The organism is Bifidobacterium sp. SO1 (assembly GCF_018555335.1).
GTDB lineage: Bacteria > Actinomycetota > Actinomycetes > Actinomycetales > Bifidobacteriaceae > Bifidobacterium > Bifidobacterium simiiventris.
Map to the genome: position 1 here is coordinate 69,328 of NZ_JAFEJR010000009.1, position 16,548 is coordinate 85,875.

Consider the following 16,548-nt stretch of genomic DNA (forward strand, 5'->3'; position numbering starts at 1 on the left):
CATGAATCGGTGTGTCTCGGTCTGTCGGCAAGGGGAGTCGGAAACGTAACATCGTGACGGTACGATCGGCACGACGCCAATAACGCAAGGAGCACATGGTGACAGATCGGAACACTGACCATCCAGCTGATCGCGAAGTCGCCTCCACTCCTTCCAGCGCTGCCCTGCGCGCCGCCGTCTCCACGCCCGGCCCGCGCAAAATCACCCTGCGCGACGCCATCGGCTTCGGCATCGGCGACTTCTACGGCGGCGGTCAACTCACGCTCATCGCCACCTATCTGTCCCTGTTCTGGACGCGCTTCTGCGGCATGTCCATCGCGCAATCGCAGACCATCATCGGTCTGAGCGCGTTCGTCAGCGCCGTCGCCGCACTCTGCTTCGGCGTCGCCGACGACAATCTTTATCGTTACCCGATCGGCCGCCGTTTCGGCCGTCGCCGTCTGCTCCTGCTCATTACCGCGCCACTCATCCTGTTCGGCGTCTTCCTGTGGATCCCCGGCCAGCCGCTCGGCGTCTACATCGCCGCATACGTCCTGTGGGTCGTGCTCGCGCAGCTCTTCCAGACCGCCTACAATCCGCTGCCCGGCGAAATGACTCCCGACTTCAACGGCCGCACCAAGCTCTCCACCGTCCGCATGTTCATCTCCACCGGCTCGGCCACCGTCATCCCGCTCGCCGGAGGCGCGGCCATCGCCATCGCGGGCGAGTCCAGTCCGGCCGGTTACATGGCGTTCATCATCGCCACCACCATCCTGTTCGCGCTCGCCGTGTTCGCCAGTTGGCGCGCCACATGGGAGATGACCCCGGAACAGGCCGGTTTTGGCGCGTATGAGCGTGGCGAGATCCGTGAGGGCCACATCGGGGTCGCCGGCTGGCTCAGGCGCGCCGGCAAGGTGCTGCGCGAGTACGCGAGCACCCTGCGCGTGGTCGAATTCCGCAAGCATCTGACGATCTACCTGCTCGTGCAGATGTCGATGGACGTGTTCGGCCAGACCTTCGTGTTCTTCGTCGTCTATGACTGGAACCGCACCGCCGCGTTCGCCTCGCTCCTGCTCGGTTGCACGGCGATCTCCCTGCCGCTTATGCCGCTGTTCGGCCTCGGCATGGCCAAACTCGGGCCGCGGCGCATGTACGCGATCAACTACGCCGGGTGCGCTCTCGGCGTGATCTGGCTGTTCGTCGCGTGGATGATGGCCGATTCGGGCGTATTGGCCGGTTCCGCATGGACGGTGTTCGCCGTGGCCGGATCGTTGTGGTTCTTCGCGTTCAAGGCGCTGTGCGGCTATCTGCCGTGGGCCGTGTTCCCGTACATCGCCGACATCGACCAGCTGGTCACGCGGCGCTACCGTTCGGCCACGTTCGCCGGACTGCAGGCGTCGCTGCGGCAGGTGTGTTCCGGCATCGGCACGATCGCGGTCGGCGTGATCCTGTCCGCGGTCGGCTTCGACGCGACCCGGGCGTCGCAGTCGCTGCCCGCGCGCATCGGCTTGGGCGCGGTGCTACTCGGCGGATTCGCAGCCGCGATGATGATCTGCTGGATCGTCTCCGCGCATCTGATCATCGACAAACGCACCGATGCGATCGTGCTGCGCGAGATCGACCGGCTGCGCAACGGTGGCGGCAAGACCGACGTCGATCCCGAAACCCGCCGCACCGTCGAGTCCCTCACCGGACTGCCCTACGAGCAGTGCTGGTGAGTCGCCACGCGGAAGGATTGACACGATTGAACAGGTCGTGGCGTACAGTGGAACGCAGAATCCTACCGATGTGAGCAAAGGACGAGATCATGGTCACGATGAGCGATGTCGCCAAAGCAGCCGGCGTGTCACGCGCTACGGTGTCGTACGCGTTGCGCGGCGACCCGCGCATCACCGAATCCACCGCGAAGAAAATCCGCGAAGTGGCCGCCAGCCTGCACTACAACGCGAACCTATCGGCCCGCTCGCTGCGTTCCGGCCGCACCGGCATCATCGGCGTGGCGATCTTCGAACTCGACCGTCCGTATCCGTCCGAAATGAGCGCCGCCATGTCGCGCGAGATCGCGAGTCGCGGCTATCAGGCCATCGTCCAGCAGACATCCAGCGAAAAGGACGACGAGATCGCGATCCTGCAGAAGGTCACGAGCCAACTGTGCGACGGCATGATCTTCAGCCCGGCCAAGGTCGCCGACGAGGAACTGCGGGCCATGTCGCACGGCAAGCCGATGGTGCTGCTCGACGACCTGTCGCCCGACCCGGTGTTCGATTCGGTCGCCACGGCCTGCGAGGCGGGAGCCCAGGCTGCCGTGAGCCATCTGATCGAAGTCGGCTGCAAGCATATCGTCGTGGTCGGCTCGCCCTATGAGCTGCTCGTGGAGGACCGCATGGCCACGACCGTGCGCGGCCGGCGCGTGCTCGGCTGTCTGCGCGCGTTCGAACAGGCCGGCATCGAGACCGGGCCGAACAACTTCCTCGACATCGAAACGTGGACGTCGGATTGCGCGCGCGAGGCCGCGCATCAGTTGGTCGATGCGGATCACGATCGTCAGGTCGACGGCGTGTTCTGCATGACCGATACGGTCGCGCTCGGCTTCCTGCGCGGACTGGCCGACCGCGGCGTGCGCGTGCCGGACGACATCGCGGTGGCCGGCTTCGACGGCATCTCGGAAAGCGAGTATTCGATTCCGTCGCTGACCACCGTGCGCACCGATCTGGACGATCTGGCGCACAAGGCCGTCGGCCTGCTTCTCGACCAGATCGAAGGCGACGGTGATCCGCGCGAACCGCAGCGTCTCACCGCCGATTTCGATCTGGTCGTGCGCGAATCCACCCGCCGCTAACGGTCCGTTTTTTGTCATTTCGACCGAGCGAAGCGAGTGGAGAAATCTCTTTCAGTCAATGCCTTCTGGAAGATTTCTCGACTCGGTTTCGCCTCGCTCGAAATGACAGGTAAGTCACCGTCACAGGCTGCGGGCGGCTTCGACGACCCAGCGGATGTGATCCCAGTCGATGTTCGCGTCGATCGTGCAGTCGCCGCCCAGAATCAGTCCGCGCTTGCCGTGGTCGAGGATCAGGTCGCGCGTGTACTGCTGCAGCTCGTCCTTGCTGCCGGTGTAGATCAGTCCGCGCTGGATCTTGCCATCCCAATGCGTCTCGAACCCGCCCATGCACGAGCGGCCGCCGAAGAACGCGCGCCCGTCGTCCAGGCTCAGCCCCTCCACGAACACCGCCCAGTTCACGGTCTTCACCGGGTAGTCCTGCCAGATCGCGAGCTGGTTCGGCGCGCCCGCCCAGCCGCACATGTGCATGATGTTGTTCTCGGAATACCGGTTCGCATGCTCGAGCACATACAGGTCGCTCGGCGTGACGAGCCGGCGGTACTGCTCGACGCTGAAACGCGTCGCCTCGCCGCCCTGCACGCAGTAGTACACGCCGTCGCATCCGGCCTCCTCGATCAGGCGGCGGCACAGTTCGGCCTGCGTGACCGCGATCCGGTCGAGCGCGGCCATCACCGGTTCCGGCGTGGCCTTGAGCGCGTCGGTCACGTCGTCGTACGTCTTGCCGGCGACCTCGTACGCGAACCGCAATGCGGACAGCGGGCAGAACACGTTGTAGAACACGCAGCGTTCCTTGCCGATCGCCTCGACGATGCGCTTGGCGCGTTCGACCTGATCGATGATGTACGGGTCGTCCGGCGCGAGCGGGCGGATCGCCGACCAGTCGTCGTGCGCGATCGTGTTCGCGTCGATCGGATACGGGAAGTAGCCGTCGCACATGATCTTCACGAAGTCGAGATCGGTGTCGCGATAGTACTTGAGATGCGCCGCGATGTTCGCCTCGCCCGTGGCTTCGTCGCCGGCGAAGTGGAACCAGAAGCCGACCGGCACGTGGTCGACCGGCTGGTTGTTCATCGCGTGCAGCATGCGCGTGCGTTTATCCATGATTGCTCCTTTGGGGTGGTTGGGTTGATGTGCAGTATTTTTCCTGGTCATTTCGGCTGGCGTGGTCTTTCTAGTCATTTCGACCGAGCGCAGCGAGCGGAGAAATCTCTTCCCGCTGACGGCCCTGGAAGATTTCTCGGTTCGGCTTCGCCTCACTCGAAATGACATGACGCGTGTGCTGATTGATGCGGCACTAGCGCTCACGCCAGCGACCGATCAAGCCGCGGAATCGCCGCCACGTAAATCGCGAACGTTTGCCACAGTGCCCCCATCATTGTTTGAATCGATTAAAAGACCCATATGCATCATCCTACCCGTTTCCGGTCGGCCGGTACATACCCATTCCGGATAGTTGAACGGCCGGCCGAACGTCACCGTCTTACGCGGCGTCGCGCAGATCGGCGCGGCTCAGCGAACCGGTCGCCGGCAGCAGCCCGTCGGCTTGCAATGCCGCCGCCATCTGATCCAGACACCGTTCGAGCAGCGGGTACGGCATCGCGAAGTTCATGCGCACGCATCCCGCGCCCGCAGCCCCGCACTCGCGGCCGTCGGTTAGCGCCACGCCGGCCTTCTCGAGGAAGTATCGAGCCGGATCGGCGATCCCCAAACCGTTGAAATCGAGCCACGCGATGTACGTGCCCTGCGGCCGCACATACCCCACGCCCGGGAACTGCCCGTGCATCCGCTCGTCGACCAGCGCCGCGTTGCGCTTGACGTACTTGAGCACCTCGTCGAACCACAGTCCGCCCTCCTCGTAGGCGGCCGTGGACGCGATCGCGCCGATCGTGGCGGTCTGGTGCTCCGACCACTCGCAGCGCGCGTCCCACATCGCCACGTCGTCGGGATTCGTCAGAATCACCTGCGCGCACTTCGTACCCGGGATGTTGAACGACTTCGACGCGGAGGTCGCCGTGAACGCCTGCCGCGCGGTCGTCTCGTCGATCGCCGCGAACGGCACATGACGGTAGCCGTCGAACACGAACGGCGCGTGGATCTCGTCGGAGAAGACGCGCACGTCGTAGCGTTCCGCCAGTTCGGAGATCCGCAGCATCTCGTCGGTCGTGCAGACCTTGCCGATCGGATTGTGCGGGTTGCACAGCACGAACGCATGGCAGCCGGCGCGGAACGCGTCCTCGATCGCCGCGAAGTCGAACTTCCAGTCTTCGGCCGCGTCGTCGCGCAGCATCGGAATCTCGATGCAGTCCACGTCGTACAGCCGCGGCAGGCTCAGGAACGGCATGTACGCCGGCGTCGGCACGATCACGCTGCCGCCGTGGCCGACGATCTCGCGCAGGAAGATCTCGAACGCCTCGACCACGTCGGGCACCACACGCACCTGCGCGGCATCCACGTTCCACCGGTAGCGGTTGCGCTGCCAGTCGGCGCACGCCTTGGCGACCTGCCGCTTCCACGGTGAGGGGATATAGCCGAGCGCGCACTCGCTGACGGCCTGGTCGATGGCCCGCTGGATGCACGGCGCCAGACCGAAGTCCATTTCCGCGATGAACGCGCCCACGCAGCCGGGGTAGCGCGACCACTTATCGCTGCCGCCGCGCGCGAGTTCGTCGGCGGTTTTCTGATCGATGGCCTGTGCGTCGAATCCGATGATGTCCTTGATGTAATCCATGACTTCTACTGTGGCGCGCCGCGACCACGGGCGACACCGGGATCGTCCGCATGTTGCTTAGACAACCTATAAGCAAACGAATGGGTCGGGCAGTCGTGCGTGGCGATCGTCTGATTGTCCAATCGTCTTGTTTCCTGTCATTTCGACCGAGGCGATAGCCGAGCGGAGAAATCTCTTCCCGCCAACGCCTCAGAGGGTTTCCGGTTTGGCTTGTCTCGTTCGATGAGGCGCGCAAGCTGCTCAGTGCTCAAGCAGCGGCCCTGCGGCCCACCGCAGCTCGTCGCACAGCGTGCGTACGGCCGGTCGCGCATCGCCTCGTCGCGTGATGATGCCGACGCTGCGCCGCGCGTATGGGTCGTCGATCGGGCACAGCGTGAGGTTCGCCGGCAACGGCGCCATCGAGGCAAGCCTGGAGACGATGGATACGTTCTCACCAATCGCGACGAGGTTCTGCGTGGTCGCGTAATCGTCCACGCAATACGTGATGTTCGGCTTGAAATCCTCGCGCGCGGCCATGCTCAGCAGGTTCGTCTGGCAGAACGGGCAGCCGGCGATCCAGTTGCATGGTGCGAACGTGCGCAACCTGACCGGCGTGCCATGTTCGCGGAACCGCTTGGCCGACGCGAACGAGCTTTTCATGAGCAGCAGCAGCGGATCATCGCCGAGGTCGTCGAACGCCAGCTCGTCGTCGTTGATGACGAGATACTGCGGGATGCTGTCGTAGCGGAAGATCATCGCGCAGTCGGCCGTGCCCTGCGTGACGGCCTCAATCGCCTCGGGCGGTTCGGCCTGCGCGAGGCTCACGTCGATCGGCGAGTCGACGCTGAGCTTGGCGAGCGCCTTCGAGACGATGGTCGAGCAGATCGACGGCGGCGCGAGCAATCGCAGCGTGGTGTCGGCGCGGCGTCGGTATTCGTCGAATTCCTTGCCGGCCTGCGCGAGCCGCAATGCGATGAGTTCGCCGTGTTTGGCGAGGATCATGCCGGCTGCGGTGAGCTTGACGCCGCGTCCTTCCCGTTCGAGCAGCGCACAGCCGCAGTCGCGTTCGAGCTTGCGTACCTGTTGGCTGATGGCCGGCTGCGACCAGCCGAGTGCGCGTGCGGCGGCCGACAGTGATCCTTGCGTTTCGATGTGCCACATGGTGACCAGCAGGTTCGGGTCGAATGATGGACACTCGACACGCCGATCGTCGGCGGTTGCGCTGGGTGCGGTGCTCATATTCGTCTCCTTATGGATGCGTGGCCGTGACCGTCCGTGCGGTGTGCGTCAGTCGTTCGCGAGGGCGCATGATTGCGGCGATCCGGCGTGACCGAGGCGGCTGCGGATGGTGCCGTGACGCGGGGCGGATCAGTCCTGATATCCCGATCATAGCGGCGATGCCGGCATGGACGAACGATTTGACACGATTGAATTACGTGAGGTATAACGTCAAACAAACCGTAGTTAATCGAGTCAATTTCGTTTGACGCAGTGTACGGGAGATCGGATTGGCGTGGCGACGGGGCTGCGGCAGTCTGCGCGCGCTCGCGCGAACACAACCCAAGGAGAGCATCATGAACCACAAGGAAACCCCCAACAGTATCGTTCCGGTCATCCCGGCAACGGGCAACCCGGCGTCCGCACACGGCCTCCGTCGCCGCACTCGCGCGATCAAGGTCGCCGTCGCATCCGCCGCCGTGCTCGCCATGCTCGTCCCGATGGCCGCCTGCGGATCGACCTCGGCCGGGTCAAACGGTGGCAAGACCACGCTCACGCTGTTCTCGTGGGACAACGACAAGACGATGGAGCCGTATATCGCCGCGTTCGAGAAAGCATACCCCGACATCACTGTCGACCAGTCCAGCGCGCCGAACAACGCCGACAAGGACTCCACGCTTGCCGCGCGCATCTCCGGCAACCAGGCCCCCGACGTGTTCTACATGGGCGGCGCGAAAACCACGCGCACCGTGCGCAACGGCTACGCGCTCGACGTGACCAACGAGCCGTTCGTCAAGAAGATGAGCGACGCGAACCGCGACTGGATGAGCAAGGACGGCAAGGTCTACGGCGTGTCCATGACCTCGTGGGAGTCCGGCATCGTCTACAACAAGGATCTGCTCGCCAAGGTGGGCGCGACCGGCATCCCCGAAACATGGGACGAATTCCTCGACCTGTGCAAGAAGCTCAAGGCCGCCGGCATCACGCCGTTCCTCGAGCACCTCGACGAGACGCCGCACCTGCTCGCCGCATGCCTCGGCGGCCAGTACGCCAAGAAAGGCAACTCGATCGGCGACGAGATCATCACCGTGGAAGGCAAGTCCACGTTCGCCAAGGAATACACCGACTGCCTGACCCAGTGGAACCGCCTGTACAGCGAGAACATCGAGGACCGTTCCGCGGTCGGCGTCAGCTCCGACGAGGTCGTGCAGCAGTTCGTCGGCGGCCAGCTCGCCATGTACATCACCGGCCCGTGGGATATCAAGACCCTCAACGACTCCGGCGTCAACTGGGACATGGATCTCGTGCCGACGTTCAACGACGCCGAGGCCCGCTACGGTGCGGGCGCGGCCAGCAACGGCTACGCGATCTACTCCAAGCTCACCGGCAAGAAGCTCGATGCCGCCAAGAAGTGGCTCGAGTTCATGGTTAGCGACGACGCGCTCAAGATCCAGGCCGCGGCCGGCAACGCCGTCACCGTGCAGGGCTTTAAGCAGGATGTCGACGAGCACTACAAGAAGGTTTACGAGAACGGCCTCGTCAAGAGCCGCTACTACCTGCCGATCATGCACTGGAACACCTACAGCTCCGGCCTGAGCCCCGAGGTCGTCGCGCAGATCCAGCTGCTGGTGCAGGGCCGGCAGAACCCGCAGCAGACCGCCGAAAACCTCGATAAGAAACTGGCGACGCTCAAGTGAGCCGCGCAACGAGGCCCGAGACGGTTACTCGGGGGAGCGCGGCTGACATGCGGGGAAGTGTGGCTGCGACGGATGCGGACCGTCCGACGCTGGATTCGTCACGGTCCGATGTGCGGTCCGGCAGTGCGCAGGTCGCCTACGACGATCGCCGCTGCCTGATCCTCGGCGTGATCGCCTCGGCCTCGCTGTTCGCATCCAGCGCGTTCGGCGTCGGCTCCAGCATCGCCCTGCCCAACTGGCAGACCGCGTACGGTTTGAGCAACTTCGTCACCGGACTGCTGCCCACGCTCATGCTGCTCGCGGGCGCGGCCGGCGCGCTGTTCGGCGGCATCCTCGCCGCCCGGTTCGGCAACCTGCGCGTGCATCATCTGGCGATCCTGTTCGTCGCGATCGGCAACCTCGTCGTACTGTTCGCGCCGAACCAGTACACGCTCGCGGTCGGCCTCATGGTTGGCGGACTGGCCGGCAGCTTCGACACCCCGGTCGTGCTCGCGGTGATCGCCGAACGTGTGCCGCTTGCCCGGCGCGGCCATGTGATCGCGATCTCCGACATGGCCGGCCTGTTTGGCCTGATCGCCGCGGAAGGACTCGCGTTCGCCGCGACCGTGACCGGTGCCGCCGACGTGACGATCGTGTTCGTGTTCAACGTAGTGCTGTGTTTCGCGGTGTGGGGGATCCGCATGTTCAGCGTGCGCTACCACCGGCTCGAGGACTCGTTGCTGGAGGCCGAAACGCGGCGGCTGCACGCGGAGGCCGTGCGTGCCGGTGATGACGACGATGCCGCACGCGCGGCTGCAAACGTCGCCGAGAACGGTGCAAACGCGCGTATGCGCCGGCAGCAACTGCTTCCGTCGCTGCTCATCACCTGGGGATTCTTCCTGTGCTGGCAGCTGCCGGCGAACACGTGGGGAGGCTTCCTCAACTACTTCCTCGTGTCGGTCGGCGGTCAGTCAAACGCCTTCGCGACCGGCGCCGCGTTCTTCGCGAACATCATCGGCATGCTCATGATCATCTTCGTCTACCGTCGGTTCATCGACAGCCGTCACCGGTACGTCATGATCTACTGCGGACTGGCGGTCGGCATGATCTCGTTGGTCGCCGTCGCGCTGGCCGGCGGCCAATGGCAGATCTTTACCGTCTGCTACTTCCTGTACTGCGCGGTCAACATGCTGCACGGCAGTCCGGTGTACAAGATCTGGTGCCAGGAGCTGTTCCCGGCACGGTTCCGCGCACTCGGTATGGGCGTGACCACGTTCGGCGTGCAGATGATCATCGCCGTGTTCGGTCTGCTCACGCCCACCCTCATGCACGGCCATTTGCACGCGATGCTGTGGTTTCTTGCCGGTTGCCTGTGCGTCAACGCCGTCGTCGCCGCGCTCGCCATCGGCTATATCCGCCGCCACCATATTCCCGACCCTGCGGTGTGATTTGCGTGGGGCGGCATAGTGTTGCCGTCCCACTGCGCTGACGAGGTGTCGCGGAGTTCGCGTCGCGTGTATCGGAAGTCTAAACGCAAAAAGCGGTGGGTCGGTTCCCGAAGGAGCCGACCCACCGCTTACCAGGAGGAAGGAAGGAAAGGTAGGGAGGTCAGATCAGGACAGGGACTTGAGCTTGTCGTCCATGTTCTTGGCGGTCTGTGCCGGCGTCTGGCTGCCCTGCACGAGGAGCTGGAACTGCGCCGTCCACTCGGTGTTGATCGCGTTGCCCTTGAGTCCCCAGTGGTTGACCGGCAGGTAGTACTTGCTGGTCAGCAGGCCGTTCTTGTATACGTCGGTGTAGCCCGGGTCGACGTCCTGCTTGTAGCCCTGCACGGTGACGATGTTGCCGGCCTTGGCCTGCAGATCCAGCGCCTCCTTGGAGACCATGAACTCGAGCCACTTCTTCGCGGCGTCGGCGTGCTTCGTCTTGGAGTAGATCGCATAGCCGGGGGACGGGGAACCCGCGCCGTAGTTGGCCTCGCCGCCCTCGAACGTCGGCACCAGACCCATCTTCCAGTGCTGGCCGCCCTCGTTGAGCTTGGTGAAGTCCCATGCGCCGGTGATGAACATCGCGAGCTCGCCTGCGTTGAACTGCTGCACGATCTGGTCGCCGCTGACGCCGACCGAATCACGGGATTCGATGTCCTCGTCGTACAGCTTGTACCACTGCTTCAGGCAGTCGGTGTACTCGGCTGAGAACGTGGTGGTACCGTCGATGATCTTTTCGTCGCCGTCCTGGTTGCCTTTCTTGGCGTACTGGCCGCCGACGCAGGCCGCCACGAGGTGCGGGGTCTCGTCGATGTGTTCGAGGAACGGGGTGATGCCGGCCGCCTTGAGCTTCTTGCACAGCTCGAGGAACTCGTCCCATGTGGACGGGATGCCGGTCGCGCCCACCTTCTTGAGCAGGTCCTCGTTGTAGACGATGCCGGACTCCCACGAGGTGACGGACACGCCGTAGATCTTGCCGTTGGCGGCCAGGTAGTCCTTGTTGGCCTGTGCCACGTTCTTCATGAACGGCTCGTTGGTCACGTCCATCACCAGTCCGCTCTTGACCTTCTGGTCATGGCGAGCGTTGCCGAGCGTGAACACGTCCGGGGCCTGGCCGCCGGAGAAGCGTTGGTTGAGGATGGAGTCCTTGTCGCCGTTGTTGGGGGCGCTGGACTGGTCGACCTTGATGTTCGGGTATTTCTTCTCGAACGCCTCGATGTACGGTTTCATGGCCTCGTCGTTGTCCCACGTGAACATGGTCAGCGTGGTCTTGCCGTCCGCCGAAGTGCCGCTGTTGCCGGAACCGCATGCCGCCATCGGCGCGATCGTGGCCACCGCCGCGACTGCCGCCACCGCCGTCTTGACGAAGGTGTTGCGCTTCATTTTCGTTCTCCTCACTGCGATCTGCCGCGACCGCATTCTCAGCTACTATATCCACTGCGATATCCGTAGTTTGAAACGATTATTTGAACCGTTTCAACTGCGTTGGTACAGTTATATACCCGCGGATTGAATCGAGTCAAATTCCTGCCGGCGGACAGCGTCGTGGCGGGATGGATGTGTGACGATAAACGAAACGCATGTCTCATGCGGAAAGACTTGGAAAATCAACGGAAACGATGATTGCGGTGATGATGATGCCGGACTGTCGCGTCGGCGTGTCGCGTGGACGTATCTCTGCCGATGCGGACGAGGTGAGGTCGCGGGGTCCTGCGGCCGATGGTTCGGGAAGATTTCTCGACTCGGCTTCGCCTCGTTCGAAATGACGGAGAACGGGTTGGGCGCTTTGGGGTAGCGGTAATTCGACGGCTTCGCGGCCATGCCCTTGGGAGCGACTCCTCATCGCAAAAAGGCGGTGTTTCGGTCATTGGTGACCGAAACACCGCCTTAGATGCGTGATCGCGGGGAGTGCCCCCCTAGGTCGATTCAGTTCGGATCGTCGCTCAGCTCAGCGAGGCGAGCTTGGCGTCCATGTTCTTCGCGGCCTCCTCCGGAGTGACCGAACCCTGCACGAGCAGCTGGAACTGCGCCGTCCACTCGGTGTTGATCGCGTTGTTCTTCGCGCCCCAGTGGGTCACCGGCAGGTAGTACTTGCTCTCCATCAGGCCCTTCTCATACACGTCGGTGTAGCCGGGGTCGACCTCCTGCTTGTAGCCCTTGACCGTCACGATGCTGCCGGACTTGGCCGTGATGTCGAGCGCCTCCTTGGACGTGATGAACTCAAGCCACTTCTTGGCCGCGTCCATGTGCTTGGTCTTGGAGTAGATCGCGTAGCCCAGCGATGGCGAACCCGCGCCGTAGTTGGCCTCGCCGCCCTCGAACGTCGGCACGAGGCCCATGGCCCAGTTCTGGCCGCCCGCGTTCAGGTTCTTGAAGTCCCATGCGCCGGTGATGAACATCGCCAGTTCGCCGGCGTTGAACTGCTGTACGATCTGCTCGCCGCTGACGCCGACCGAATCGCGCGTCTCGAGATCGCGGTTGTACAGTTCCATCCACTGGTTGAGGCAGTTCGGATACTCCTTGGAGAACGTGGTGGTGCCGTCGATGATCTTCAGATCGCCCTCGGTGTTGCCTTCCTTGGCGTACTGGCCGCCGAGGCAGGCCGCCACGAGGTGCGGCGACTCGTCGATGTGCTCGAGGAACGGCGTGATGCCGGCGTCCTTGAGCTTCTGGCACAACTCGAGGAACTCGTCCCACGTTTCGGGGATGCCGTCATAGCCGACCTTCTTGAGCAGATCCTTGTTGTAGACGATGCCGGATTCCCACGAGGTGACGGACACGCCGTACACCTTGCCGTCCTTGCCGAGGTATTCCTTGTTCGCCTCGCCGAGGTTCTTGACGAACGGCTCGTCAGTAATGTCGAGCACGAGGCCGCCATTGACCTTCTGGTCGGAGGCCGCGCTGCCGAGGAAGAACACATCGGGTGCCTGGCCGCCGGAGAATCGCTGGTTCAGGATGGAGTCCTTGTCGCCGTTGTTCGGCGCGCTGGATTGATCGACTTTGATGTTGGGATATTTCTTTTCGAACGCCTCGATGTACGGCTTCATGGTTTCGTCGTTGTCCCACGTGAACATCGTCAGCGTGGTCTTGCCGTCCGCGGAGTTGCCGCCGCTCGTCGACCCGCATGCCGCCATCGGGATGATCGTCGCGCCGACCGCAAACGCGGCCACCGCCGTCCTGATCCACTGGTTGCGCTTCATTGCTGTTCTCCTCACTGCGATCGTCCGCGATCGCCTCTTCTTTGTTGCCATCTACTGCGATGACTGTCGCTTCGGATTGGTTGTTGATTGTGGCTGTGTTCCGAAGCTGTCATTTAACGTTATACGCTACGATTTTAATCGTGTCAAATTCTGCGGTACGATACTTACGTGACACGATTCAACCTAGTTTCCCAACGGTCGAAAAACCTAGGAATCACAGCCGATCAGAAGGAGTCCGAACGTGGTGACCATCAATGATGTGGCGAGGGCCGCCGGCGTGTCGCGGGCGACGGCCTCCTATGCGCTGCGTGGCGATCCGCGCATCGCCGTGGCTACCGCGAACAAGGTCCGTCGCGTGGCCAGCCAACTGCGATACACCGCGAATCTGTCCGCGAGATCGCTGCGATCGGGCCGCAACGGCGTGATCGGCGTGGCGATCTATGAGCTCGACCGCCCGTACCCGGCCGAGATGAGCGCCGCGATGTCGAACGAGATCTCCCGTCGCGGCTGCCAGCCGATCGTGCAGCAGACCTCCAATTCCAAGGAAGGCGAGATTTCGATCCTGCAGCGCGTGACCAGCCAGCTGTGCGACGGCATGATCTTCAGTCCGGGCAATGTGGGCGATCAGGAGCTCAAGATACTCTCGCACGGCAAGCCGATGGTGCTGCTCGACGACAGTTCCCTCGCGCCCGTGTTCGACTCGGTCGACACGCCATGCGAGGAGGGTGCGGCCGCCGCGATCCGTCATCTGGTCGACGTCGGCTGCCGCGACATCGTGGTGGTCGGCCCTGACTATGGGCTGTTGGGCGACCCGCGCGCCGCCGCCGGCGTGGAGGGGAGGCGCATGCGCGGCTGTCTGGCCGCGTTCGAAGAGGCCGGGATGATGACCGCCGATGTGGCCGCCCGGTTTGTGCACACGCGGTGGAACGCCGACGATGCGCGGCAGTGTGCGCGCGATCTCGTGCGTTCCGGGAGGCGGTTCGACGGCGCGTTCTGCCTGACCGACACCACCGCGATGGGATTCGTCCGCGGGCTCGCCGACTGCGGCGTGCGCGTGCCCGACGACGTGGCTGTGGTTGGATTCGACGGCATCGCCGCGGGTGCGAATCTCGTGCCGTCGCTCACGACGATTGCCGTTGACCTGGACGATTTGGCCCGCAAGGCCGTCGACCTGCTCATGGGCCGCATCTGCGAGGATCCGTCCAATCCTGCCCCGCCCCGCCGCCTCACCGCCGATTTCCATCTCGTCCAGCGCGAATCCACGCGTCGATGACAATCTCCGCGACACGGTTTGACACGATTCAAACTTGTGGTGTATAACTGAGTCATCACGGTTTGAAACGGTTCAAATAATCGTTCCAAATCGATGGGCTTCGTAGAAGACAGTCATCGAGGCGATCGTCGCTGATCGCAGTGAGGAGACGGAAATGATCGGTTCGATCAACCCACCCGGCCGACTGCCGATGTCCATCGCCAATACCTTCCAGGGAATCGAGTAACAATGAGCAATCAAGCAACCGGCGTCGTGCTGAGCGACAAGGATCTCGACAAGCGCCGTCGTCACCGCAACTTCATGGAGGATCTCTCCGCGTTCTGGTTCCTCCTGCCGATCATCGCCTGCTTCGTGGTGCTGCTGCTGGTGCCGCTGATGCAGACCCTGTACTTCTCGTTCACCGACTTCGACGGCCTGAACCTGAACCCGAACTGGGTCGGCGGCAAGAACTACGCCAAGGTCTTCTCCGACTCCTCCATCCTGCAGGGCCTCGGCTTCACCCTCGCCTACGCGATCCTGACCACCCTGCTGGTCACCGTCATCGCCATCCCGCTGGCCGTCCAGCTCAACAGGCGCTTCCTCGGCCGCAATTTCGCGCGCTCGCTGTTCTTCTTCCTGTCCGTGCCGTCCGCCGCCGTGCTCGGCATGATCTGGAAGTTCATCTTCTCGCCGCTCAAGTCCGGCCTCATCAACTCGATCCTCGCCGCCGTGGGCCTCGGCCCGATCCCGTGGCTGTCGAACTCCCGCCTCGCCCAGTTCTGCGTGATCTTCGTGGCCGTCTGGGCCCAGATAGGCTGGCATGCCACACTGTACCTGGCCTTCCTGCAGTCCATCCCGTCCGACCTGTACGAACAGGCGCAGGTCGACGGTGCCAGTCCGATGCAGCAGTTCGTGCACATCACCCTGCCGCAGCTCGTGCCCGGCATCGTCACCTCCACGTTCCTGCTCATGTCCGGCGGCCTGAAGGTCTACGATCTGCCGTTCACCCTCACCAAGGGCGGCCCGGGCTACGCCACGAACACCGTCTCGCAGGCCATCATCACCCGCGGCATCGGCATGAACGAGTATGGCATCGCCTCCGCGCTGTCCGTGCTGTTCGCCATCGCCATGCTCGTCGTCACGTTCGCCCAGCTCGGCGTCTCCCAGCTCATCGCCAAGCGGTTCGAGTAGGCATCGCCGCCGCATCGAACCAGGCAATCGAAATCAGTAATCAGACATCAAGCAAGAAGGTCGTTATGAACAATACTGTCGCCAAATCCAAGGGACTGGGCAAGTCCGGCCGCGAACGCGTCGGCTACTGGGTGCGCACGGTCGTCATCCTCGCGCTCGCACTGATCTGCGCCGTGCCGCTGTGGTACGTGGTCATCAACACGTTCAAGACGTCGAAAGACATGATGGTGCACCCGCTTGCGCTGCCGGAAGGCGCATGGCAGTTCGGCAACTACGTCACCGCGTTCGAGAACCTGCCGTTGGTGCAGGCGTTCGGCAACACGCTGTACGTGACGATTCTCGGCGTCGCGTTCCAGGTGTTCATCGGTTCCCTCGCCGCGTACGGCATGATCATCCGCAACTCCAAGTTCACCGCCGCGATCGGCGCGATCCTGATGATCGCGTTCGTCATCCCCGGTCAGGCCACGTTGATCCCGCTCTACCGCATGGAGGCGCAGACCGGACTCGTCAACACGCTCACCGGTCTGGTCGTGCTGTACCTAGGCGGTTCGGTGTTCTGCTACTTCCTCATCGTCGGCTACATGCGCAAGCTGCCGTTCGAGCTGGTTGAGGCGGCGCGCATCGACGGCGCCGGCCCGTTCCGCATCTACTGGACGATCATCCTGCCGCTGATCCGCCCGATCCTGACCACCGTGGTCGTGTTCCAGACGCTGAGCACGTGGAACGACTTCATGAACCCGAACGTGTTCCTGTCCTCCGGCGACAAGAAGACGATCGTGCTGCAGGTCTACAACGCGGTCGGCGAGTTCAGCACCGACTGGACCACGTTCATGACCATCATCGTCATCTCCCTCATCCCGGTCGTCATCTTCTTCATCTTCTGCCAAAAGTGGATCGTCGCCGGCCTGGCTGCTGGCGCGGTTAAGGGCTGACGCGTTAAGTGGGAAGCCCGGTGGGCTTCCCGTAGCGTCAGCCTGAGCGAGCCGATAGGCGAGTGAA

12 protein-coding genes are annotated in these 16,548 nt (G+C 63.3%); 7 read left to right on the forward strand and 5 right to left on the reverse strand.

The window, feature by feature from the left end:
• Nucleotides 1-95: 95 nt before the first annotated feature.
• Nucleotides 96-1,697 (forward strand): MFS transporter, encoded by a 1,602-nt coding sequence (locus JS541_RS08610; RefSeq protein WP_214374056.1) that lies wholly within the window; start codon nt 96-98, stop codon nt 1,695-1,697.
• Nucleotides 1,698-1,786: 89 nt separating this feature from the next.
• Entirely contained in the window at nt 1,787-2,818 is a 1,032-nt protein-coding gene (locus JS541_RS08615; protein ID WP_214374057.1) for a LacI family DNA-binding transcriptional regulator, read from the forward strand.
• A gap of 120 nt (nt 2,819-2,938) precedes the next feature.
• Here JS541_RS08615 and JS541_RS08620 read toward each other — a convergent pair whose 3' ends face one another.
• From JS541_RS08620 to JS541_RS08630, 3 genes are all read right to left on the reverse strand, one after another.
• Nucleotides 2,939-3,919 (reverse strand): uroporphyrinogen decarboxylase family protein, encoded by a 981-nt coding sequence (locus JS541_RS08620; protein WP_214374058.1) that lies wholly within the window; start codon nt 3,917-3,919, stop codon nt 2,939-2,941.
• Between the two features lie 379 nt (nt 3,920-4,298).
• On the reverse strand, nt 4,299-5,546 hold the full coding sequence (locus tag JS541_RS08625) for an aminotransferase class I/II-fold pyridoxal phosphate-dependent enzyme (protein ID WP_214374059.1): 1,248 nt from the start codon (nt 5,544-5,546) through the stop codon (nt 4,299-4,301).
• A 240-nt stretch (nt 5,547-5,786) separates the two neighbouring features.
• Nucleotides 5,787-6,764 (reverse strand): LysR family transcriptional regulator, encoded by a 978-nt coding sequence (locus JS541_RS08630; protein WP_214374060.1) that lies wholly within the window; start codon nt 6,762-6,764, stop codon nt 5,787-5,789.
• A gap of 335 nt (nt 6,765-7,099) precedes the next feature.
• On the opposite strand from JS541_RS08630, the gene JS541_RS08635 reads away from it, so the two are divergent.
• Complete coding sequence (locus JS541_RS08635; RefSeq protein ID WP_214374061.1) at nt 7,100-8,440, forward strand: extracellular solute-binding protein; 1,341 nt, start codon at nt 7,100-7,102, stop codon at nt 8,438-8,440.
• Between the two features lie 47 nt (nt 8,441-8,487).
• Entirely contained in the window at nt 8,488-9,867 is a 1,380-nt protein-coding gene (locus JS541_RS08640) for an MFS transporter (protein WP_214374062.1), read from the forward strand.
• A gap of 165 nt (nt 9,868-10,032) precedes the next feature.
• On the opposite strand, the gene JS541_RS08645 is transcribed toward JS541_RS08640, so the two are convergent.
• Both JS541_RS08645 and JS541_RS08650 read right to left on the reverse strand, forming a co-directional pair.
• Nucleotides 10,033-11,289: an extracellular solute-binding protein gene (locus JS541_RS08645; protein WP_214374063.1), complete on the reverse strand. Its 1,257-nt coding sequence runs from the start codon at nt 11,287-11,289 to the stop codon at nt 10,033-10,035.
• Between the two features lie 560 nt (nt 11,290-11,849).
• Nucleotides 11,850-13,106 carry an extracellular solute-binding protein gene (locus tag JS541_RS08650; RefSeq protein ID WP_214374064.1) on the reverse strand — a complete coding sequence of 419 codons (1,257 nt, stop codon included), beginning with the start codon at nt 13,104-13,106 and terminating at the stop codon, nt 11,850-11,852.
• 241 nt (nt 13,107-13,347) lie between these two features.
• Between JS541_RS08650 and JS541_RS08655 the strand changes: the two genes are divergently transcribed.
• From JS541_RS08655 to JS541_RS08665, 3 genes are all read left to right on the forward strand, one after another.
• A complete protein-coding gene (locus tag JS541_RS08655; RefSeq protein ID WP_214374065.1) occupies nt 13,348-14,379 on the forward strand; it encodes a LacI family DNA-binding transcriptional regulator in 1,032 nt (343 codons plus the stop codon).
• A gap of 228 nt (nt 14,380-14,607) precedes the next feature.
• The gene (locus tag JS541_RS08660; RefSeq protein WP_236036958.1) at nt 14,608-15,549 is read left to right on the forward strand and encodes a sugar ABC transporter permease; all 942 of its coding nucleotides are present in this window, start codon (nt 14,608-14,610) and stop codon (nt 15,547-15,549) included.
• Nucleotides 15,550-15,614: 65 nt separating this feature from the next.
• Entirely contained in the window at nt 15,615-16,481 is an 867-nt protein-coding gene (locus JS541_RS08665) for a carbohydrate ABC transporter permease (protein WP_214374066.1), read from the forward strand.
• The last annotated feature ends 67 nt before the right edge of the window (nt 16,482-16,548 follow it).